Source organism: Methyloversatilis sp., assembly GCF_965284615.1.
In the GTDB taxonomy this organism is placed as follows: domain Bacteria; phylum Pseudomonadota; class Gammaproteobacteria; order Burkholderiales; family Rhodocyclaceae; genus Methyloversatilis.
In genome coordinates, this window is sequence record NZ_OZ260098.1 from 3,999,754 (window position 1) to 4,019,952 (window position 20,199).

General features: G+C 65.9%; 18 protein-coding genes. 11 read left to right on the forward strand and 7 right to left on the reverse strand.

Features of this window, described 5'->3' with window-relative positions:
• Nucleotides 1-66: 66 nt before the first annotated feature.
• On the reverse strand, nt 67-1,263 hold the full coding sequence (locus ACQ66H_RS18955) for a porin (RefSeq protein ID WP_430435310.1): 1,197 nt from the start codon (nt 1,261-1,263) through the stop codon (nt 67-69).
• A gap of 401 nt (nt 1,264-1,664) precedes the next feature.
• On the opposite strand from ACQ66H_RS18955, the gene thiC reads away from it, so the two are divergent.
• Entirely contained in the window at nt 1,665-3,581 is a 1,917-nt protein-coding gene (thiC, locus tag ACQ66H_RS18960) for a phosphomethylpyrimidine synthase ThiC (protein WP_430435311.1), read from the forward strand.
• A 385-nt stretch (nt 3,582-3,966) separates the two neighbouring features.
• On the opposite strand, the gene ACQ66H_RS18965 is transcribed toward thiC, so the two are convergent.
• Nucleotides 3,967-4,536 carry a hypothetical protein gene (locus tag ACQ66H_RS18965; protein ID WP_430435312.1) on the reverse strand — a complete coding sequence of 190 codons (570 nt, stop codon included), beginning with the start codon at nt 4,534-4,536 and terminating at the stop codon, nt 3,967-3,969.
• A 210-nt stretch (nt 4,537-4,746) separates the two neighbouring features.
• Between ACQ66H_RS18965 and chrA the strand changes: the two genes are divergently transcribed.
• From chrA to ACQ66H_RS18985, 4 genes are all read left to right on the forward strand, one after another.
• Nucleotides 4,747-6,084, forward strand: a complete 1,338-nt coding sequence (gene chrA, locus ACQ66H_RS18970) for a chromate efflux transporter (protein ID WP_430435313.1) — start codon at nt 4,747-4,749, stop codon at nt 6,082-6,084.
• Between the two features lie 612 nt (nt 6,085-6,696).
• Nucleotides 6,697-7,449, forward strand: a complete 753-nt coding sequence (locus ACQ66H_RS18975) for a YkgJ family cysteine cluster protein (protein WP_430435314.1) — start codon at nt 6,697-6,699, stop codon at nt 7,447-7,449.
• Nucleotides 7,450-7,541: 92 nt separating this feature from the next.
• Nucleotides 7,542-7,853, forward strand: coding sequence for a hypothetical protein (locus ACQ66H_RS18980; protein ID WP_430435315.1), 312 nt, complete (start codon nt 7,542-7,544; stop codon nt 7,851-7,853).
• A 34-nt stretch (nt 7,854-7,887) separates the two neighbouring features.
• Nucleotides 7,888-8,262, forward strand: coding sequence for a carboxymuconolactone decarboxylase family protein (locus ACQ66H_RS18985; protein WP_019916536.1), 375 nt, complete (start codon nt 7,888-7,890; stop codon nt 8,260-8,262).
• A 612-nt stretch (nt 8,263-8,874) separates the two neighbouring features.
• Here ACQ66H_RS18985 and ACQ66H_RS18990 read toward each other — a convergent pair.
• A complete protein-coding gene (locus ACQ66H_RS18990) occupies nt 8,875-10,818 on the reverse strand; it encodes an ABC-F family ATP-binding cassette domain-containing protein (RefSeq protein WP_430435316.1) in 1,944 nt (647 codons plus the stop codon).
• 193 nt (nt 10,819-11,011) lie between these two features.
• A complete protein-coding gene (locus ACQ66H_RS18995; RefSeq protein WP_430435317.1) occupies nt 11,012-12,124 on the reverse strand; it encodes a VIT1/CCC1 transporter family protein in 1,113 nt (370 codons plus the stop codon).
• A 180-nt stretch (nt 12,125-12,304) separates the two neighbouring features.
• Here ACQ66H_RS18995 and ACQ66H_RS19000 point away from each other — a divergent pair, with 180 nt between their 5' ends.
• From ACQ66H_RS19000 to ACQ66H_RS19010, 3 genes are all read left to right on the forward strand, one after another.
• Nucleotides 12,305-12,802, forward strand: a complete 498-nt coding sequence (locus ACQ66H_RS19000; RefSeq protein WP_430435318.1) for a thiol-disulfide oxidoreductase DCC family protein — start codon at nt 12,305-12,307, stop codon at nt 12,800-12,802.
• Entirely contained in the window at nt 12,795-13,187 is a 393-nt protein-coding gene (locus ACQ66H_RS19005) for a DUF4149 domain-containing protein (protein WP_430435319.1), read from the forward strand. The genes ACQ66H_RS19000 and ACQ66H_RS19005 overlap by 8 nt, the downstream gene beginning before the upstream one ends.
• 291 nt (nt 13,188-13,478) lie before the next feature.
• On the forward strand, nt 13,479-14,396 hold the full coding sequence (locus tag ACQ66H_RS19010; RefSeq protein ID WP_430435320.1) for an SMP-30/gluconolactonase/LRE family protein: 918 nt from the start codon (nt 13,479-13,481) through the stop codon (nt 14,394-14,396).
• A gap of 16 nt (nt 14,397-14,412) precedes the next feature.
• Here the strand turns inward: ACQ66H_RS19010 and ACQ66H_RS19015 are convergent, their stop codons facing one another.
• Nucleotides 14,413-14,496: an excalibur calcium-binding domain-containing protein gene (locus tag ACQ66H_RS19015; RefSeq protein WP_430435662.1), complete on the reverse strand. Its 84-nt coding sequence runs from the start codon at nt 14,494-14,496 to the stop codon at nt 14,413-14,415.
• 154 nt (nt 14,497-14,650) lie between these two features.
• Here ACQ66H_RS19015 and ACQ66H_RS19020 point away from each other — a divergent pair, with 154 nt between their 5' ends.
• Nucleotides 14,651-14,842: a hypothetical protein gene (locus tag ACQ66H_RS19020; protein WP_430435321.1), complete on the forward strand. Its 192-nt coding sequence runs from the start codon at nt 14,651-14,653 to the stop codon at nt 14,840-14,842.
• A 125-nt stretch (nt 14,843-14,967) separates the two neighbouring features.
• Nucleotides 14,968-15,702 carry an Hcp family type VI secretion system effector gene (locus ACQ66H_RS19025; RefSeq protein ID WP_430435322.1) on the forward strand — a complete coding sequence of 245 codons (735 nt, stop codon included), beginning with the start codon at nt 14,968-14,970 and terminating at the stop codon, nt 15,700-15,702.
• On the opposite strand, the gene ACQ66H_RS19030 is transcribed toward ACQ66H_RS19025, so the two are convergent.
• Nucleotides 15,687-16,022, reverse strand: a complete 336-nt coding sequence (locus tag ACQ66H_RS19030; protein ID WP_430435323.1) for an excalibur calcium-binding domain-containing protein — start codon at nt 16,020-16,022, stop codon at nt 15,687-15,689. The two genes, ACQ66H_RS19025 and ACQ66H_RS19030, sit on opposite strands and share 16 nt — an antisense overlap.
• A 74-nt stretch (nt 16,023-16,096) precedes the next feature.
• Complete coding sequence (locus tag ACQ66H_RS19035; protein ID WP_430435324.1) at nt 16,097-17,743, reverse strand: ATP-binding cassette domain-containing protein; 1,647 nt, start codon at nt 17,741-17,743, stop codon at nt 16,097-16,099.
• Between the two features lie 228 nt (nt 17,744-17,971).
• Between ACQ66H_RS19035 and ACQ66H_RS19040 the strand changes: the two genes are divergently transcribed.
• A complete protein-coding gene (locus tag ACQ66H_RS19040; RefSeq protein WP_430435325.1) occupies nt 17,972-20,140 on the forward strand; it encodes an AAA family ATPase in 2,169 nt (722 codons plus the stop codon).
• The last annotated feature ends 59 nt before the right edge of the window (nt 20,141-20,199 follow it).

The window sequence follows — 20,199 nt, forward strand, 5'->3', positions numbered from 1 at the left end:
CTTGGTTTTTAGAATGCGGCGGCGGGTTTCCACACCCTGCCGCCGTTTACTGCAGACGCGAGCGTCTTAGAACATGAAGTTCAGACCGACGTTGAGCAGCGTGCTCTTCTCACCCGCCGTCACGCCCGCTGCGACGATGCTGGTGCGCAGGGTTGCGCCCGGGTCGGCATCGGCGAAGGCGGCCTGAATGTACAGCGTGGTGTCGGGGCGCCACTGGTAGTCATTGCTGATCACGATGAACTTGGTTTCATCGCTCTTGTTGGCGTCGTCCTTATTGAGATAGAAGGCGAGCGTAGCCGAGTTCTTGGCGCTCCACTTCCAGTCCAGGCCGGTACCGAAGCCATTCACGTCGAACTGCTGGTTGCCCGCCGTGTTGTCGTTCTTGGCGTTCATCCAGTTGTTCTTCCAGGTGAAGTCGCCGAACGGGATGGCGAAGCCGAGCGAGGTGTGATCGACCACCTTCTTGCCCGACTGCTCGTCGTGGAAGGCCTGGTAGGAGCCGGACAGCGTGATCGGACCGTTGTAGGTCAGACCCAGCGCGTAGGCGCTATTGTCCTTGAAGTCGCCAGCCTGACCGCCGAAGGAATACAGCACACCCATGGTGACAGGACCCCAGGTGTTGCGGTACTGCACGGCGTTGTTCATGAAAATGCCAACGTCGTTGTTCGTGTTGCGACCGCTGCCGTTATTCGGGTTGAAGGTCGTGAACAGCTGACCGTAGGCCCAGGCGTACAGGTTGGAGAACTGCTCCTTGAACGCACGCGGTTCGGTGCCGATGTGGGCCAGCAGCGCCGGGCCGTACTGACGGCCGAGGGTCAGGCTACCCCAGTCGCCGCGCACACCCAGGTTGGCCTGACGACGGAACAGCGGGGTATTGACGCCGCCGGGGCCGGTGCCCGATGCGTCGCCGGTGCCGTGCAGGAAACCGTTGTTGGTGTCGAAGTGCGATTCGAGGTTGAAGAAGGCGGTCAGGTTCACGTCGAGCTCGCGCTCGCCCTTGAAGCCGATGACCGTCTGACGCAGGCCGCTGGTTTCCATCGACGTCTTGCTGTCGCCGGTCGCGTTGGCATCGCTGTTGTAGAGCATGCCGACGTCGATGATGCCGAACATCGACAGTTTGGTACCACCGAATTCGCCGATGACGATGTCGGCCATCGCCGGCGTCAACATCACACAGAGTGCGGCCACGGCGGCAGCGCCGGCCGTGAGCTTACGGGTTTGGGTAAAGGTGCTGTTCAGCGACTTGCGTCCAGTTCTTGTCATGTTCCCCTCCTAGGTGATGCTGTTGATTGGTCCTGGTTGAATGCGGCGCCTGCATGTTCGGGTCACCGTCGGAGGGCTTAAGGCAGCATTCATGCCACTGAAGCAATTGCCCGCAAACCCGCATGGATACTGGGGGTATGCCCCGGAGATCGCGGAGGGCTGCGACAGATGTACGGGTGAGACGCCGGAAAGCTGCGACAGCTGTCTCGACATCGGGAGGGGTGGCGGTGAGATAGTTGAGACAGCCGGCGCACACGCCGCAGGCTGGGGCTTACGGGCACGACCGCCCGGCCACGTTGCGTGGCCTGGAACTTGCGTTGTCGTTCCGACGAAGTGCGATGCACGCACCCCTCGCATACCCAGACGAAGAAAACCGGACTGCAGCAAGAACAGGAGTTTCAATGAACGCCAAAGACACCTTCCTCGCCGACCAGGCACACGTGGACGAAGCGGCGATCGCGCCGCTGCCCAATTCGCGCAAGATCCACATCGAAGGCTCGCGCCCCGACATCCACGTGCCGATGCGCGAGATCTCTCAGGCCGACACGCCCACCGGTTTCGGCGGCGAGAAGAACCCGCCGGTCTTCGTCTATGACTGTTCCGGCCCCTACACCGACCCCAAGGCCTCGATCGACATCCGTCGCGGCCTGCCCGCGCTGCGCGCCCGCTGGATCGAGGAACGCGGCGACACCGAACAGCTCACCGACCTGTCCTCCGAATTCGGCCGCATCCGCGCAGCCGATGCCGCACTCGACGACCTGCGCTTCCCCGGCCTGCACCGCCACCCGCGCCGCGCCAAGGCCGGCCGCAACGTGACGCAGATGCACTACGCCCGCCAGGGCATCATCACGCCGGAGATGGAGTTCATCGCCATCCGCGAGAACATGAACCGCGCCGCCTACGTCGAGAGCCTGCGCGCCACCGGCCCGACCGGCGAGAAGATGGCCAAGCTGCTCACCCGCCAGCACCCGGGCCAGAGCTTCGGCGCGTCCATCCCGGCCGAGATCACGCCCGAGTTCGTCCGCGACGAGGTCGCCCGCGGCCGCGCCATCATCCCGAACAACATCAACCACCCGGAGAGCGAGCCGATGATCATCGGCCGCAACTTCCTGGTGAAGATCAACGCCAACATCGGCAACTCCGCACTCGGCTCCTCGATCAACGAGGAAGTCGACAAGATGACCTGGGCCATCCGCTGGGGTGGTGACACGGTGATGGATCTGTCCACCGGCAAGAACATCCACGAAACGCGCGAGTGGATCATCCGGAATTCTCCGGTGCCCATCGGCACCGTGCCCATCTACCAGGCGCTGGAGAAGGTCAACGGCAAGGCCGAAGAACTCACCTGGGACATCTTCAAGGACACGCTGATCGAGCAGGCCGAACAGGGGGTGGATTACTTCACCATCCACGCAGGCGTCTTGCTGCGCTACGTGCCGATGACCGCCAACCGGATGACCGGCATCGTGTCGCGTGGTGGTTCGATCATGGCCAAGTGGTGTCTGGCTCACCACAAGGAGAGCTTCCTCTACACCCACTTCGAAGAGATCTGCGAAATCATGAAGGCCTACGACGTGGCCTTCTCGCTGGGCGACGGTCTGCGTCCGGGTTCGATCTTTGATGCCAACGACGACGCGCAGCTCGGAGAACTGAAGACGCTCGGCGAACTGACCGACATCGCCTGGAAGCACGACGTGCAGGTGATGATCGAAGGTCCGGGTCACGTGCCCATGCATCTCATCAAGGAGAACATGGACCTGCAGCTGGAGTACTGCAAGGAGGCGCCCTTCTACACGCTGGGCCCGCTGACCACCGACATCGCCCCGGGTTACGACCACATCACCAGCGGCATCGGTGCGGCGCAGATCGGCTGGTACGGCACCGCCATGCTCTGCTACGTGACGCCGAAGGAGCACCTGGGGCTGCCGGACAAGGACGATGTGAAGGAAGGCATCATCACCTACAAGCTGGCCGCCCATGCCGCTGATCTGGCCAAGGGCCACCCGGGTGCGCAGATCCGCGACAACGCGCTGTCAAAGGCGCGCTACGAGTTCCGCTGGGACGACCAGTTCAACCTCGGTCTCGATCCGGACAAGGCGAAGAGCTTCCACGACGAGACGCTGCCCAAGGAGTCCGCCAAGGTGGCGCACTTCTGCTCGATGTGCGGCCCGCACTTCTGTTCGATGAAGATCACGCAGGACGTGCGCGACTTCGCCGCCAAGCAGGGCCTCAACGAGGAGGACGCGCTGCAGAAGGGCATGGAAGTGAAGGCGGTCGAGTTCGTGAAGTCGGGCGCGGAGATCTACCAGAAGGTGTGAGGCGGAGGTCCACCGCTGCGAGAGCGAGCTTGCTCGCGATGCAGCGGTGATCGCAGGCGCCCACTCCGCTTCAGGCCGCTATCGCGAGCAAGCTCGCTCCCACAAAAACGGGCTCCGGTGACGGGTCTCGAGCGATCCTCGTGGGAGCGGCCTTGGCCGCGATGCGGCCACTGCGGTCCGCGGGCTCCGGTACAGGCTCCTGTCGGGGTCAGAAGACACCTCCCACAGAATCCCGGCTCCGGCCACGGATCGCAAGCGCTCGCGCCTGCGAACCAGCAGCGATGGCGAGGCGGCCTGATACAGGCGAGACAGGTTGACCGGTGAACTGTCTCACCGGCGTCTCTGTCTCAACCGGGCGCACAGGCCCGGCGAGGTGTGCGGTCGCTTACTGCAGCGCCTTGATCTGCTCCGGCGTCAGTCCTTTCAATGCATCCGCGGCCGACTTGCGGGCGAGGTCGCGGTCGGTTTCGATGATGGCGTGCACCGAATTCATCACTTTGTCATTGGCTGCTGCCGCCTCCTCCTTGGTGATCTGGCCCGCGGCCAGGCGCTCGCAGGTGCGGTACAGCGATTCGCGCAGGAAGGACAGCATCTGCGCGCGCTCGGCCAGGCGGACGACATTGGCATCGACCTGTCCGTTGCCTGCCGCCTTGCCGGAGGCTTCCAGCTGGGCGATCAGCTTGAGCGTGCTGTCGGTGCCGGGTTCGGTGCAGCCCGGCCCCATGCGTGCGGCACGCGAAGCGGCGACCGTCTTTTCGTCGGACGTACCGCCGCCACCAAAGAGAGGCTTGGATTCGGACGAGGCGGGCATCGAGCTGCGGGAGTGTTCGTACTTGGCCCAGTAATTCTTGTGGGTCTCCGTCGAGTTGTCGCGAGCGGCCGTTGACGAGCCCAGGCCGGAACAGCCTGCCAGCAGCACGGCGACGCAGCACGCGGTCATCAGCGAAGATTTCATGGTGACTCCTTTGTTTTCGAGTAATAGGTAATGTGACCCGTCGCCGGCCAGCAGCCGATTGCCGGAACGCTCCTCTACGTCCCGGCAGGCAACGCGTCGATCACTACCTGCAAGATGCGGGCCAGCGACCGTGTCATCGCAGGGCCTCGTCCGCGGTGCAGAATGCGCGCCTGACCGACATTCCGTGCCCGCCCGCACCCTCTGCCGCCGATGACCGCGCCCCGACCCGCCAGCGTTCCTTTCCGCGAAGCCTTCATGTTCTGGCTCAAGCTGGGTTTCATCAGTTTTGGCGGACCGGCCGGCCAGATTTCGATCATGCATCAGGAACTGGTCGAGAACCGGCGCTGGATTTCCGAGCGCCGCTTCCTGCACGCGCTGAACTACTGCATGGTGCTGCCGGGCCCGGAGGCACAGCAGCTCGCGACCTATATCGGCTGGCTGATGCATCGCAGCTGGGGCGGCATCGTTGCCGGCGCGCTGTTCGTGCTGCCGTCGCTGTTCATCCTGATCGCGCTGTCCTGGGTGTACATCGCCTTCGGCGACGTGCCGCTGGTGGCCGGACTGTTCTACGGCATCAAGCCGGCGGTCACCGCCATCGTCGTGCAGGCGGCCTGGCGCATCGGCGGGCGGGCGCTGAAGAACCGGACGCTGTGGGCGATCGCCGCCGCCTCCTTCCTCGCCATCTTCGCGCTCGACATTCCCTTCCCCGCCATCGTCGCCGGCGCCGCACTGATCGGCTACATCGGCGGCCGCGTCGCACCGACAACCTTCCGCACCGGCGGGGGACACGGGGCAAAACACGCGTCCTACGGGCCGGCGTTGATCGACGACGACACGCCGACGCCGGAACACGCGCGCTTCCGCTGGACGCGACTGGCGCGCGTCGCCATCGTCGGCGCGCTGCTGTGGGCGGTGCCGATGAGCCTGCTGGCGGGCCTGCTCGGCTGGTCGCACACGCTGACGCAGATGGGCTGGTTCTTCACCAAGGCCGCGCTGCTCACCTTCGGCGGCGCCTACGCGGTGCTGCCCTATGTCTATCAGGGCGCGGTCGGCCACTACGGCTGGCTGACGCCGGTGCAGATGATCGACGGCCTCGCGCTCGGCGAAACCACGCCCGGCCCGCTCATCATGGTGGTGGCCTTCGTGGGTTTCGTCGGCGGCTATGTGAAAGCGGTGTTCGGCCCCGACAGCCTCTTCCTCGCCGGCGCGGTCGCGGCGTCCCTGGTGACCTGGTTCACCTTCCTGCCCTCCTTCCTGTTCATCCTCGCCGGCGGGCCGCTGGTCGAATCGACGCACGATGACCTCAAGTTCACCGCGCCGCTCACCGCGATCACCGCCGCCGTGGTCGGCGTCATCCTCAACCTCGCGCTGTTCTTCGGCTATCACGTGTTGTGGCCGCACGGCTTCTCCGGCAGCTTCGATTGGATGTCGGCCCTGATCGCCCTCGGCGCAGCCGTCGCGCTGTTCCGCTTCAAGGCGAACGTGATCCATGTGATCGGAGCCTGCGCGGTGATCGGGCTGCTGCTGAGGCTCACCGTAGGCGGCTGACGGCCACGCTCGCGCCCCCTCCTCTGTGGGAGTGGCCTTGGCCGCGACACGGCCGCTGCTGTCCACTGGCTTCGATACAGGCCGCTGTCGGGGTCAGAAGACCCCTCCCACAAAACCCTGGCTCGAGCTTCGGCGGCGGATCGGGCGCACTCCCTGTGAGAGCGGCCCTGGCCGCGACAGGGCCACCGTTGTCCGCCGGCTTCGATTCAGGCCGCTGTCGGGGTCAGAAGACCCCTCCCACAAAACCCTGGCTCTCGCTTCGGCGACGGATCAGACGCACTCCTTGTGGGAGCGGCCCTGGCCGCGACAGGGCCGCTGCTGTCCGCCGGCTTCGATACAGGCCGCTGTCGGGGTCAGAAGACCCCTCCCACAAGACCCTGGATCGAGCTTCGGCGGCGGTCGGGCGCGCTCCCTGTGGGAGCAGCCTTGGCCGCGACGCGGCCCCGGCGCGCCGCGGACTTCGAGCCCAGCCGCCATCGCGAACACGCCCGCTTGCTCAGCCAATGTGAACGTCTCGCTGCACGCGCATCCCGTTTGCGCTGCATCAAACCGGCGCGCCGTCCGCCTTCGTACAGTGGCACGCAGACCCTATCCGCCCGGAGTGCGCACGCCATGACCGCCGACGACGACAACCTGCGCTTCTTCCGCGCACGTCACGCGACCTTTTCACAGATCCTGGCGTCGCAACGCGACGACGACGCACTGCTCGCGCAATTGCTGGGCGAGGCCTTCGACAATTTCGAAACCGCGCTGCAGGCGCGGATGGACGCCGGTGCACCGGTCGCCTGCGACCGCGGTTGCGCGACCTGCTGTACGGTGCGTGTCACCGCCACCGCGCCCGAGGTGCTGCACATCGCACGCCATCTGCGCGAAGCCGACCCGGCGGTGTGTGCCCGGCTGGTTCGTCGTCTCGCCGCCGCCGACGAAGACACGCGCGATACCGACGCTGAAGGCCGCGTGGCCCTGCGCGCGGCCTGCCCCTTCATCGACGAGGACGGCGCCTGTGCAATCTACGCGGTGCGCCCGCTCGCCTGTCGCGGCCACGCCTCGCACGACCGTACCGCCTGCGACCGCGCAGCCTGCGGCGAGATCGACGACATCCCCTACTCGGTCGCCCACCGCATGGTGCGCAGTCTGGTGCAGAACGCGCTGCAATCGGCGCTGCGCGACGCCGGCTGCAGCTGGGCGTCGTACGAACTGAACCACGCGCTGATGCTGGCGCTCGCCGCACCGGAATCGGAAGCCGACTGGCTGGCCGGCGACGACGTGTTCGCCGACTCGCAGGTGAACGACGTCAGCCCGGCCGAGATGGCGCGCACCTTCGACTGGCTGAAAACGCCGGGCGTACGCATCCCGGCCGGCTAGTTTCGTCCGCGCAAGGCTTTGCCGAGCGGCGCCGCTTTGTTCATCATGTACGGGCGATACGCCATCGCAACTACCCAACGGGAGAGATCGACATGAACAAGATGATCATCGCCGCACTGACCGCCCTGCTCGCCTGTGGCAGCGCTCTGGCCGCCGACGCCAGCCCGAACGCCGCCGCCGACTCGAAGTGCGAAGCGGCCGCCATCGACAAGAACGGCAAGCCGCTGGTCGGCGCCGCCAAGTCCTCCTTCATGCAGAAATGCCACCGCGAAGCGATGCACAAGACCGACTGCGAAGCGCGCGCGCTGAGCAAGGACGGCAAGCCGCTCGCTGGCGCAGCGAAAAACTCCTTCATGCGCAAGTGCGAAGAAGACATGAAGAAGGCCGCCCCGGCCGCCCAGTGAGCATAGACATACGTCCCAGCGGAGCCGTCACACAGTGAGCGAACAGAAGAAACCGGGCGTGCAGGTGCGCCGTGAAGTCATGGGCGACGACTTCGTCGACCGGGCATTGGGCAATGCGACTGAATTCAACCAGCCCCTGCAGGACTTCATCAACGAACACGCCTGGGGTGCGGTGTGGAACCGCGATGGACTTGACCGCCGCACCCGCAGCCTGGTCACGCTGGCCGCGCTGACCGCGCTGAAAAGTCCGCACGAGCTGAAAGGCCATGTGCGCGGGGCCTTGAACAACGGCTGCACGGTCGAGGAAATCCGCGAAACGCTGCTGCACTGTGCGGTGTACGCAGGCGTCCCGGCCGCCGGCGAAGCCTTCCGCGCGGCGCAGGAAGTGCTGGATTCGTATCGGCTGTGAACCGCTGAGGTCTGATCGACCGCCCGATCGCGAGCAAGCTCGCTCCCACGGGAAGCACGCCCGGGCCGTCGGCTGAGCCCGGCTCTTGTGGGAGCCAGCTTGCTCGCGATGCGGCCGCTGCAATCCGCAGGCTTCGATACAGGCCGCTGTCGGGGTCAGAAGACCCCTCCCACAGAACCCTCGCCCGCGCACAGGTCGTGGGGCCACCACACCGCCCCTGTGGGAGCGGCCTCGGCCGCGATGCGGCCGCTGCAATCCGCAGGCTTCGATACAGGCCGCTGTCGGGGTCAGAAGACCCCTCCCACAGAACCCTCGCCCGCACACAGGTCGTGGGGCCACCACACCGCCCCTGTGGGAGCGGCCTTGGCCGCGATGCGGCCGCTGCAATCCGCAGGCTTCGATACAGGCCGCTGTCGGGGTCAGAAGACCCCTCCTACAGAACCCTTGCCGTGACACCGGCCGTGAGCCCTGTGGGAGCGAGCTTGCTCGCGATGCGGCCGCTGCAATCCGCCGGCTTCGATACAGGCCGCTGTCGGGGTCAGAAGACCCCTCCCACAGAACCTTGGCCCTGGCTCCAGCCGGCGACTCAGGGCACCGCCGCAGCCGACAGGATCAGCCCGCCGCTTCGATCTGTTCCGACACCTCTAGCCAGCGCATTTCCTGCGCTTCGAGTTCTTCATCCACCTTCTGCAATTCGACGCCGACTTCGCCGATTTCCTTCGGCGGCAGCGCGCTGGCGAGCTTGGCGGTCAGTGCGTGCTTCTTTGTCTGCAGTTCGAGGATGCGCTGTTCGAGCTTGCCCAGTTCGTTCTTCAGCGCCTTGAGGTTCACCGGCACCTTCTTCACCGGCGCGGCAATGGGCGCTGCCTGCACGACCGGCGCAGCTTCGGCCGGAGCGGACTTCATCGAATCCTTCAGCACTTCGCGCGCGCGCTTGGCTTCGTCCAGCAGGTAGCGCTGGTAGTCGTCGAGGTCGCCGTCGAACGGCTCGATGCCGCCGCGCGACACCAGCCAGAATTCGTCGCACACCGAGCGCAGCAGCGAGCGGTCGTGGCTCACCAGCATCACCGTGCCTTCGAATTCGTTCAGTGCCACCGCCAGCGCCTCGCGCGTTGCGAGGTCGAGGTGGTTGGTCGGCTCGTCCATCAGCAGCAGATTGGGGCGCTGCCACACGAGCATGCACAGCACCAGGCGCGCCTTCTCGCCGCCGCTCATCGTGCCGACCGCCTGCTTCACCATGTCGCCGCTGAAGTTGAAGGTGCCGAGGAAGTTGCGCAGGTCCTGTTCGCGGCCGCTCTGCCCGGCCGGCAGGCCTTCGCGCGCCATGCGCGTCATGTGTTCGAGCGGATTGTCCTGCGGGCGCAGCACGTCCAGTTCCTGCTGTGCGAAGTAGCCGATGGACAGGCCCTTGCCCTCGGTCACCTTGCCGGCGATCGGTGCCAGTGCGCGGGCGATGGTTTTGACCGCGGTCGACTTGCCCTGACCGTTGGCGCCCAGTATGCCGATGCGCTGGCCGGCCATGACCGACTTGTTCACATTGCGCACGATCACCGTCGGCGGCGTGCCGGCGGGCGCGTCGGCCGGCGGCGGGTAGCCGAAGCTGGCGTCTTCCATCACCAGCATCGGATTGGGCAGATTGGCCGGCTCCTTGAACTCGAAGTTGAAGTCGGCCGTGGCAAGCATGGGCGCCAGCTTTTCCATGCGGTCGAGCGCCTTGACCCGGCTCTGCGCCTGCTTGGCCTTGCTCGCCTTGGCCTTGAAGCGGGCGATGAATTTCTGCAGGTGGGCGATCTTGTCCTGCTGCTTCGCGTAGGCGTTCTGCTGCAGTTCCATCTGCTGCGCGCGCATGTCCTCGAAGGTGCTGTAGTTGCCGCCGTAGCGCGTGAGCTTGCCGGCGTCGATATGCAGCGTCACGTTGGTGATGGCGTCGAGGAATTCGCGGTCGTGGCTGATCACCACCAGCGTGCCTTCGTAACGCTTGAGCCACGATTCCAGCCACACCAGCGCGTCCAGATCCAGGTGGTTGGTCGGTTCGTCGAGCAGCAGCAGGTCGGACGGACACATCAGCGCGCGCGCCAGCTGCAGGCGCATGCGCCAGCCGCCGGAGAAGCTATTGACCGGATTGCACATCTGGTCGGCGGTGAAACCCAGACCGAGGATGAGCGCCTGCGCCCGCGACTGCGCGTCGTGCGCGCCGGCGTCGTGCAGCGCCATGTAGGCGTAGGCCATGCGCTCGCCGTCGTCGGTGGCTTCGGCGGCGTGCACTTCCTTCTGCGCGGCGAGCAGCGCGGTGTCGCCCTCGATCACGAAATCGGTGGCCGGCTGGTCGGTTTCCGGCATGTCCTGCGCCACCTGCGCCATGCGCCACTGCGTCGGCATGCTGAACTCACCGCCGTCCTCGTGCAGCGTGCCGTTGAGCAGCGCGAACAGCGTGGATTTGCCGGCGCCGTTGCGGCCGACCAGGCCGACCTTCTCGCCCGGATTGATGGTGGCGGTGGCGCCATCGAGCAGCACCTTGGCGCTGCGGCGAAGGACGACGTTTCTGAGCGTGATCATGCGGGTGAAACTCCAGCGGGTTCTCCCGCGGGACAAACGGCGGCAGGACGTGGGGATGAGCGGATGCGCGGGCGGCCCGGCGCGGATCGCCTGCTGCCGGAGCAGAGGCGCAGCGACGCGCACATATGAGGCGCCGCCGGGGGCGGAGTATCGGGCGCGCCAGGGGTGGCCGTCAATCGAGCGGCCATCCGCTTCAGGCCAGCGACACCCCGATCAGCGCGCCGGTGCCGTAGGTCACCCCTGCCGCCACGGCACCGATCAGTACCTGACGCACCATCGAAAACACTGGCCCGCGTCCGCTGAACAGTGAGGTCGCCAGCCCGATCGCGGCCAGCGCGGCCGCCGACAGGCCACCGCTCCAGGCCATGCCGACAGCGCCCCCGGTGAAGAAGAAGGGCAGCACCGGGAACAGCGCACCCACTGCGAACAGCACGAAGGAGAAGCCGGCCGCGCTCCACGGATTGCCGCCCAGCTCGGCCGGATCGATACCCAGTTCCTCGCGCATCAGCGTGTCCAGCGCGGCCTTCTTGTCGCGCATCAGTTCGGTCGCCACGCGCTGGGCATCCTCCCGCGCCAGCCCCTTGGCCTGGAAGATGAGCGCCAGTTCCTTGCGCTCGGCCTCCGGCGTCTCTTCCAGTTCGGCCGCCTCGGCTGCCATCTGCGTCTGCGCGAACTCGCGCGAATTGGTGACCGACAGCCACTCGCCCAGCGCCATCGACACCGCGCCGGCGATCAGCCCGGCCAGCCCGGTCAGCAGGATGGTCTGCGCCGGCGCACCGGCGCCGGCCACGCCCATCACCAGGCAGAGGTTGGACACCAGACCGTCATTGGCACCCAGCACCGACGCCCGCAGCTCGTTGCCAGAACCGCCGCGATGCCAGCGCTCGCCCTTGGCGATGGCGGCGCCGCTCATGCCGCGCGACTTGCCTGCGGCCGCCTCCAATACCGCCGCGTGCGAACGCTCCTCCGCCGACAGCGTCGCGGCGTCGGCCTGACCGGCGTACTTGTCACGGTCGGCGAACTCGGCGGTCGCCACCGAAGGCAGCACGAAGGACGGACCGAAGCGCTTTGCCAGCGCCGCCAGCACGCGCGTGCGAAAGCTGGGCCGGAAGGCTTCGGGTCTGACACCGGCGGCCTCCAGCTTGCTGCGCCACAGCTGCGCGTGCGCCGCCTCGGCTTCCGCCAGCTGGCGGAACAGGTCGCGCCGCACGGGGTCTTGCTCGGCCTCGGCCAGCGCGGCGTACAACGCGGCGCCGTCGAGTTCGTCGCGCAGATTGGACTGGTAGCGGTCAGCGGCAGCGGTCATGGCATGCGAAGCGGAAGCGAAGCCGCGATGGTGCCCGATCCGCGCACCGGTGTGCGGCGAAGCGGTCGACCCGGTGCCGGGAACCCGGACAGGCGCGCGCCCGTCAATGCGGCGTAACGCATGGCGCCGGCGGCAGACGACCTTTGCCGCCTCCGCGCCCCATCACCCGGAGGAACCGCCTTGAACGCGCCAGAACAGCCGGACACGCTGACCGTGCTCTACGACGGCGGATGCCCTTTGTGTCGGCGCGAAATCGCGCACGTGAAAGGGCTGGCAGACCAGCGGCCGGACAGTGCGCTGTGCTTCGTCAACATCAGTGCCGACGCACCCGCCAGCGCCGCTTTCGCGGCCGACCGGACCGCCCTGCTCGCGCGCTTCCACGTGCAGCGCGCCGACGGCTCGCGGCTGGACGGCGCCGCCGCCTTCGTCGCCATGTGGGCTCGCCTGCCCGGCTGGCGCTGGCTGGCCCGACTGGCGCGGCTGCCCGGCATGCTGCCGCTGCTGGAATGGGCCTATCGCGGCTTCCTGCGCGTCCGCCCGTGGCTGCAGGCGCGCGCCCGCCGTTTCGATCCGGCCGCAGCGCAGACCTGCTCATCGGAATGTCTGCCGCCCACCGCTGCCACGCCACCGGGTCCTGCGTTGACCGGGAAAGCGGACGAGGCACACCGCCGTGCTTGAAACGGTCAGTCTGCTCACGGTGGCGCTGCTGTTCGGCGGCATGACGCTGTACGCCTTCGGCTTCGCCGCGGTGCTGTTCGCCGCCCTGCCGGTCAACATGGTCCGGCTCACCCTGCGCCGCGCCTTCCCGCATTTCTACCTGTTCGTGATCGCGACCGCCGCCGCCGGCGCGGCACTGCTGTGGTCGCAGAACCGCGGCTCAGCGCTGCTGCTGGCGCTGATCGCGCTCAGCACGGTGCCGACCCGGCAGTACCTGATGCCAGCCATCAACGCGGCCACCGATGAGGGCCGGCACAAGCGCTTCAAGGCATTGCACGGACTGTCGGTGCTGGTGACGCTGGCGCACATCGCGCTGTCCGCCGTCGTGCTTGCGCGCTTCATCTGAGCAGCCCTGAAACGACGAATCCGTCGATCAGATCGGCCTGATGGCGGCCGTGCGTGGAACTCATGCTATGTTCATCGCGGAAGGCGCCCGACGACAGCGCGCGGCGGGCCACGTCCCCGAATCCGCCACGCTGACCCCCCTCATCGGCGGCCAGACTCGGAGACCCGCGGCCGAACCGTCACCGACATACGCAGTCAACCTGCATGCAGACGGTGCGCCCCGTGGCCGCAATGCCCGGCACCCATCCCCTTCAATGCATGCGTGCATTGACTCACCCGAGCGGAGAACTTCATGGCCCACACCCCTGGCAGCACCTTCAGAGCACGATGGCTGGTCGCCGCGCTTGCGGCACTGACGTCGGCAGTCGCCCTCGCCGCCGAGCCGAACAGTGCGGAACCGCCCGCGCAGCGCACCGGCGCCGTGCTGAAGGAGATCGCCGGCCTCACCATGCCGGAATCGGCGGTCGCCCACCCGGACGGCCGCATCTTCGTGACCGAGATCGGCGAATTCAACAAGGCGGGTGACGGCAAGGTCACCGTCGTGCATCCCGACGGACGCACCGAAACGCTGGTCGGCGGGCTGAACGATCCAAAAGGCATGGCCCTGTCCGGCGAACACCTCTACGTCGCCGACATGGATCGCGTGCTGCTCATCGGCCTCGACGGCGCGGTGACCGAACTGGCAAAGCCCGGCGACTTTCCGCACAAGCCGGTCTTCCTGAACGACGTCGAGATCGGCGGTGACGGCGTGGTCTATGTGTCGGACAGCGGCGACGACAAGGGCCAGGGCGCCGGCATCTACGCCATTGCGCCGGACGGCGGCATCCGCACCGTGCTCGGTGCGAATGCCGGCATCGTGCGCCCGAACGGGCTGCTGATCGACGGCGCCGGCGCGCTGCTGGTCGCCGACTTCGGCACCGGCAAGCTGTACCGTCTGGTGATGAAGAAGGCCGGCGGCAGGCCGGCGCTCAAGCTGCTCTACAGCGGCTTCGGCGCCGCCGACGGACTGGTGCGCGATCGCGACGGCGCGCTCTACGTGAGCGACTGGAAGGGCGGCAAGGTGTGGCGCCTGAGCACGCCGCGGTCGGCGCCGCAACTCATCGCCGAAGGCCACAAATCGTCGGCGGACATCGCGCTGTCGGCGGACGGTGGCTACCTGCTGATGCCGGACATGATGGCCGGCAAGCTGGTGTTCCTGCCGTTGAAGTGAGCGCGCCGCAGGCCACTCAACGGCCGCGGTAAGGCTCGCAGCCGATGCCGTCACCGTCGCGGTCAAGGTGCGGGCCGTAACCGGGCTCGCCTGCACACACCGGACAGCCTGCGGACGGAACAGGGGCGGCAAGGCATCACTGCGACACGAGACGGAACTGACCGCCACAGTCTAGCCGCCTGTGCGGTGCCTGATGTCCGGGCGCTGCGGCTCAGTGCGCCCGCCGCGCCAGCACCGCGTCGCGCGGGCCGGCGTTGACCACGACCACGGTGTCGAAGCGCGCGAGCAGGCTGGGTCAGTGCACCGACGCAACGATGCAGGCATCCGGAAATGCCGCCACCGACGACGGACAGAAGGCCCGCTTAAAGTGGCTGCACGGCCTGTCGGTGCCGGTGTCGCTGGCACATATCGCGGTATCGGGCGTGGAGCTCGCGCGCTTCGTCTGAAATCGCACGGAACGCTATCCGCTGCGCATGCGGACTGCTTTAATGGATGCACTTTGCGTGCTGCGCGAAGCCGGCCGCCCGGCGTCCGCCCCGATGGCCGTCACCCACTCGACAGGGAGATTTCCATGCGCGTTCCGACACCGTTCCGCCCCGTACTGATGGCCGCCTCCGTCGCGCTTGCGCTGTGCGCGGGTCAGGCGCAGGCGGGTTTCGACTACTTCCTGAAACTGGACGACATCAAGGGCTCGAGCACCGACGAAAGGCACGAGAACTGGAACGAGATCGACACCTTCACCTGGGGCTTCGGCATCGAAACAATCAGCACCGGCCCCACCAGCGACATCACCATCCGCCGCCCGATGTTCCGCAACTTCGAGTGGACGCAGGCGCTCGACACCAGCGTGGCCAAACTGTTCGAGCGGGCCAGCCGCGGTGAGGCACTGGACACCGTGACGCTGCACGCGACGACGGACATCGAAGGCAGCCGCGCCACCTTCTTCGAGATCGTGTTCACCGACGCCTTCGTCACCACGCTCGACCTGACCGGCAGCAGCGGCAGCGCGCCGGCCCTGTCAGCGGCCCTCGAGTACCGCACCGTCACGCTGAAGTACATCACCCTGAAATCGTCCGGCGCCGTCGGCGAAGAATTCGTCAGCAGCTACGACCTGTCAACGCGGACCGGCTCGGCCGACGCGCTGGCCGCGGTCTATGCGATGGGACTGTCCGGACCGACCGTGCTCATGGTGCCCGAGCCGGAGAGCTGGGCGCTGCTGCTCGCCGGCCTGGGGCTGACCGGTTTCGCCGCGCGGCGACGTGCTCGGCGAGGCGCTGGCAGCGCGGCGACTCAACGGCGGCGGTAAGGCTCGCAGCCGACGCCGTCACCGTCGCGGTCGAGGTGCGGGCCGTAACCCGGCTCGCCTGCGCGGACCGGCGCGGCGCCCGCGGCACGCGCTTCGGCACAGTTGCGGAAGGCGCGTCCAGCCGGCACCGCGGCCGCCCCTTCCCTCGCTGACGATGACGTGCGCGCCGGCGCGCCGCGGTGGCAGTGGTAGTCCCCGGTCTTGCGGTTGTTGTGGCAGCCCTCGGCGTTCAAGCCGCCCGGATGCGCGGCCACCGTCGCAGCGGCCGCCAGCAGCAGCGCGGCGCACAACCAGCGGACGGAACAGGGGCGGAAGGGCATCACTGCGGCACGAAACGGAATGGACCGTCACAGTCTAGCCGCCTGTGCGGCGCATGATGTCCTGGCGCCGCGGCTCAGTGCGCCCGCCGCGCCAGCACTTCGTCGCGCGGGCCGGCATCGACCACGCGGCCGGCCTCGACCACGACCACTGTGTCGAAACGCGCGAGCAGGCTGGGCCGGTGCACCGACGCGACGATGCAGGCCTCCGGAAACGCCGCCACCATGCGGTCGAACACCCGGCCCTCGGCCTGCGGGTCGAGCGCGCTGGTCGGTTCGTCGAGCAGCAGCAGCGAACTGCCCTGCGCCGCCAGCGCACCGCGGGCCAGCGCCAGCCGCTGCCGCTGGCCGCCGGAGAGGTTGCCGCCGCGCTCGCTCAGCGTGCTCTGCAACCCGTCGGGCAGGCGATCGAGCACCTCGTCGAACACGCCGGCGTGCATCGCCGACTGCAGCGCAGCCGGGTCGGCCGGCTGGCCGAAGGTGAGGTTCTCTTCGACGCTGGCTTCGAACACCTCGGCTTCCTGCGGAATCAGTGTGGCAAGCGTGCGCAGTTCAGCCCACGGCACCGGCACGCCGTCGCGCAGCAGTTCCCCCTGCTGCGGCAGATAGAGGCCGGCCAGCGTGCGCAGCAGCGTGCTCTTGCCGCCGCCGCTCGGACCGATCAGCGCGACGCGCGAGCCGCGCCGCAACTCCAGATCCACGCCCCGCAGTCCGCCCCGCTCGCCGCCGCGCGCGTCGTCGCCGTAGCGCAGCGTCGCACCGCGCAGCGCCAGCGTCTGCCACGACGCGTCCGCCTGCACTGCGGGCACCGCCGCATCCGGCTCACCGGGCGCGGCCCAGATCGGCTCGGCGCTGCAGTAGTCGGTGTGCATACGCGCGAAGCCCTGGAAATTGGACGCCAGCGACGCCACCACGCCGGCCGCCTGCTGCGCGTACTGGTAGATCATGAACACCGTGCCCAGCGCCACCGCCTGCCCCGGCGTGCGCACCTGCATGACATACACCACCACCAGCACCCAGGTGAGCCCCATGCCGAGCAGATCCACGGCGAACCACTTGCCCTCGTTCACCATCACCGCGCGCCGCAGCGGCGCCATCACCGCCTCCATGCGCCGGCCCAGCAGCACGCGCGACGCCGCCTGCAGCCGCAGCCCGATCACCGTGCCGGCATTGCCGACGAAATCGAGCAGCGCCGCGGCATAGCGGCGGTCCGCATCATTCTCGGCGCGCGCGAGCTGCATCAGCGTACGGTCAAAGCGCAGGATGATGAGCGCGATCACCACATAGCCGCTCACCGCGATCGCACCACTGGTGCGCGACAGCAGCGCCAGCGCCACCAGCGGCCCGACGAAGTTGAACGCACTCTGCAGATAGTCGAACTGGTTCTGCGCGAAATCCGACAGCGCCCGGCTCGCCTGCATCACGCGGTGCTGCAGCTCACCCGAATGCCGCCCGTCCCGCCACGCCAGCGGCGCCGCCGCGATGCGCGCATACAGCGCATCCGCCAGCCGCACGCGAACCCGCACGCCGACATTGCGCTCCAGCACGCGCCCCGGCCCGTGCAGCAGCCAGGACAGCAGATAGATGCCGACCAGATAAAGAATCCACCGCCCCGCCGTCGCCATGTCGCCCTGCTGCAAGGCATTGATCGCCTGCGCCGCCAGCCAGGGCATGGTGAGGCGCAGCAGCTGCGCGCCGGACAGCAGCGCGGCCGCGCCGAGCATCTGCGCGCGTGCGCCGCGGGCATGGAGCCAGAGAGCGCGGTAGAGGTCGCGGGCTGCGGTGGGAAGGTTGATTCTGTGGGGCGCCAAATCCGTCATTGAGACATCTCACCATCAATCGCGACCAGCTAAAAACCCTCGCCCAACAACGAGGACGCTTCATACATCGACTCCCGAAGATACTCGTCCCAGATACTCGATGTATGCTGTTTCGCTACTACGGGAGGAGGCATGAAAACGCTAAAACTACTGCTTGAGCATTGCTATGGAATTCGAAGGCTGGAAGTGACTCTCGACTACGACGGCGCATCCGCCGTTGCCGTCTATGCACCCAACGGGGCGATGAAAAGCTCGTTAGCCAACACATTCCAGGACATCGCCGACGGCAAGCAATCACGAGACAGGATTTTCCCGAGTCGAGCCACGACGCGTCTAGTCCAAGACGAAAACGGAATTGACCTCGCCGCCGAAAGTGTCCTCGTACTTCGTCCTTACGAGGAGTTCTCAAACGGTGGCGATGGGACTGCGACCTTGCTTGTAAACGCCGCTCTACGTCAAGAGTACGAATCGCTTCACGCAGAAGTCTCGGTCGCCCGCACTGCCTTGCTAAATGCACTTAAAACGACAGCGAAGACTAAGCGTGCAGTTGACCGGGAGATCGCATCGACTTTCGTGCCCTCCGGCGGGTTGTTCGACACGGTGCTAGCAGGACTAAAGACCAAATTAGATGCGGATTGGGAGCCTGTTTTCAAGGATGTGCCCTATGACCTTGTCAACGACGACAAGGTCGTGGCATTTCTAGCCAACGGTGACTTCCGTACTGCAATCAATGACTACACGAAGAAGTACAACGAACTGCTCGCCGCCTCAAGGTACTTTAAGAAGGATGGCTTCAACTACTACGCCGCCACAAACGTAGCGAAGGAGCTGAAGAACAGCGGTTTCTTCAAAGCCTTGCACACTGTTAGCCTCAATGGCGATGAGAAGCAAGAAGTTAACTCCGAGTCGGAGCTCCAAGCCTTAGTTGACGCGGAGCGGGCCAAAATATCGGAGGACGCCGCGCTGCGTAAGAAGTACGAAGAGCTTGAAAAACAGATTCAAAAGAACGCGCAGCTTCGTGAGTTCGAAGCCTATTTGCAAAACCACGAGGAGCTTCTGCCGGAGCTGGCAGACCCGGCAGACTTCAAAAAGAAGCTCTGGATGTCATACCTCAAGGCTAATTACGCCTTGTGCACAGAGTTGTTGGACAAGGTCACCCAAGCAGCCGCACGTTCAGCAGAGATCGAGGCACAGGCCGCTCAGGAGGAGACTCAATGGCAGGCAGTTATTGACATCTTTAACTCCCGCTTCATTGTCCCGTTTCATCTTGAGGTAGCAAACAAGGTTCAGGTCATGCTCGGTATGGAAGCGGCGCCACGCCTGGGGTTCGTTTTCAACGATGGTGACGACCACGCTCCTGTTGAGCGTGACGCCCTGCTTCAGACGCTAAGTACCGGTGAGAAGAGGGCGTTTCACATATTGAATATGCTTTTCGACATAGAAGTGCGTCGCGCCGCCGGTCAGCAGACGCTTCTCATCGTTGACGACGTTGCTGACTCGTTCGACTACAAGAACAAGTACGCGGTCATTCAATATCTCTCTGACTTGGCTGAGGATGAACACTTTCAATTGCTCATCCTTACCCACAACTTCGATTTCTACCGAACCATTGAGAGCCGAAGGCTTGTTCCGCGTAGGAACTGCTTCATGGTTTCAAAGACCGCCACTGGTGTCACGCTCGTGGCAGCGCAAGGTGTACGCAACGTATTCTCCAATGTCTGGAAGCCGCAATTCTTCACGAATGACCGAAAAAAAATTTGCTGCATCCCCTTCATGCGCAATCTCATTGAGTACACAAGGGGCGAGTCCGACGTGGACTACCTGAGCCTTACTTCGCTACTTCATTGGAAGACGGGCACAGCGCAGATAAAGGTCGCTAGCCTCGATACGATTTACACCAACCTCTTCAGCACACCGGGGCAGTCCGGCAACCCAGAAACGACCGTTATTGAGATCCTCGCCGCGGAGGCAGATGCTTGCCTGAATGCCGCTGACGGAATCAACTTCGAGAACAAAGTGGTATTGGCCATCGCCACTAGATTACAGGCGGAGAAGTTCATGGCGGCCAAGATAGACGATGCAGCGTGGTTGGAGGGAATTAACGCCAATCAGACCCCAACCTTACTGAAACGCTACCGCGAAGAGTTTCCAGCCGATGCACAAAACATTCGCGTCATTCAACGCGTACTCCTCATGACGCCGGAGAACATTCACTTGAATTCATTCATGTACGAGCCAATCCTCGACATGTCAGACGAGCATCTGCGACGCCTGTACTCTGATGTATTGGCGATGACGTAGCACTCGCCGCCGCGAGCGCGGGCTTCCTGGATGTTGCTCTTGAGCTATTCGATAAGTGT

Coding starts and splice junctions, on each gene's coding strand:
- ACQ66H_RS18955 (WP_430435310.1), bottom strand. CDS start 1,263: ATGACAAGAACTGGACGCAAGTCGCTGAACAGCACCTTTACCCAAACC.
- thiC (WP_430435311.1), top strand. CDS start 1,665: ATGAACGCCAAAGACACCTTCCTCGCCGACCAGGCACACGTGGACGAA.
- ACQ66H_RS18965 (WP_430435312.1), bottom strand. CDS start 4,536: ATGAAATCTTCGCTGATGACCGCGTGCTGCGTCGCCGTGCTGCTGGCA.
- chrA (WP_430435313.1), top strand. CDS start 4,747: ATGACCGCGCCCCGACCCGCCAGCGTTCCTTTCCGCGAAGCCTTCATG.
- ACQ66H_RS18975 (WP_430435314.1), top strand. CDS start 6,697: ATGACCGCCGACGACGACAACCTGCGCTTCTTCCGCGCACGTCACGCG.
- ACQ66H_RS18980 (WP_430435315.1), top strand. CDS start 7,542: ATGAACAAGATGATCATCGCCGCACTGACCGCCCTGCTCGCCTGTGGC.
- ACQ66H_RS18990 (WP_430435316.1), bottom strand. CDS start 10,818: ATGATCACGCTCAGAAACGTCGTCCTTCGCCGCAGCGCCAAGGTGCTG.
- ACQ66H_RS18995 (WP_430435317.1), bottom strand. CDS start 12,124: ATGACCGCTGCCGCTGACCGCTACCAGTCCAATCTGCGCGACGAACTC.
- ACQ66H_RS19010 (WP_430435320.1), top strand. CDS start 13,479: ATGGCCCACACCCCTGGCAGCACCTTCAGAGCACGATGGCTGGTCGCC.
- ACQ66H_RS19025 (WP_430435322.1), top strand. CDS start 14,968: ATGCGCGTTCCGACACCGTTCCGCCCCGTACTGATGGCCGCCTCCGTC.
- ACQ66H_RS19030 (WP_430435323.1), bottom strand. CDS start 16,022: ATGCCCTTCCGCCCCTGTTCCGTCCGCTGGTTGTGCGCCGCGCTGCTG.
- ACQ66H_RS19035 (WP_430435324.1), bottom strand. CDS start 17,743: ATGCTCGGCGCGGCCGCGCTGCTGTCCGGCGCGCAGCTGCTGCGCCTC.
- ACQ66H_RS19040 (WP_430435325.1), top strand. CDS start 17,972: ATGAAAACGCTAAAACTACTGCTTGAGCATTGCTATGGAATTCGAAGG.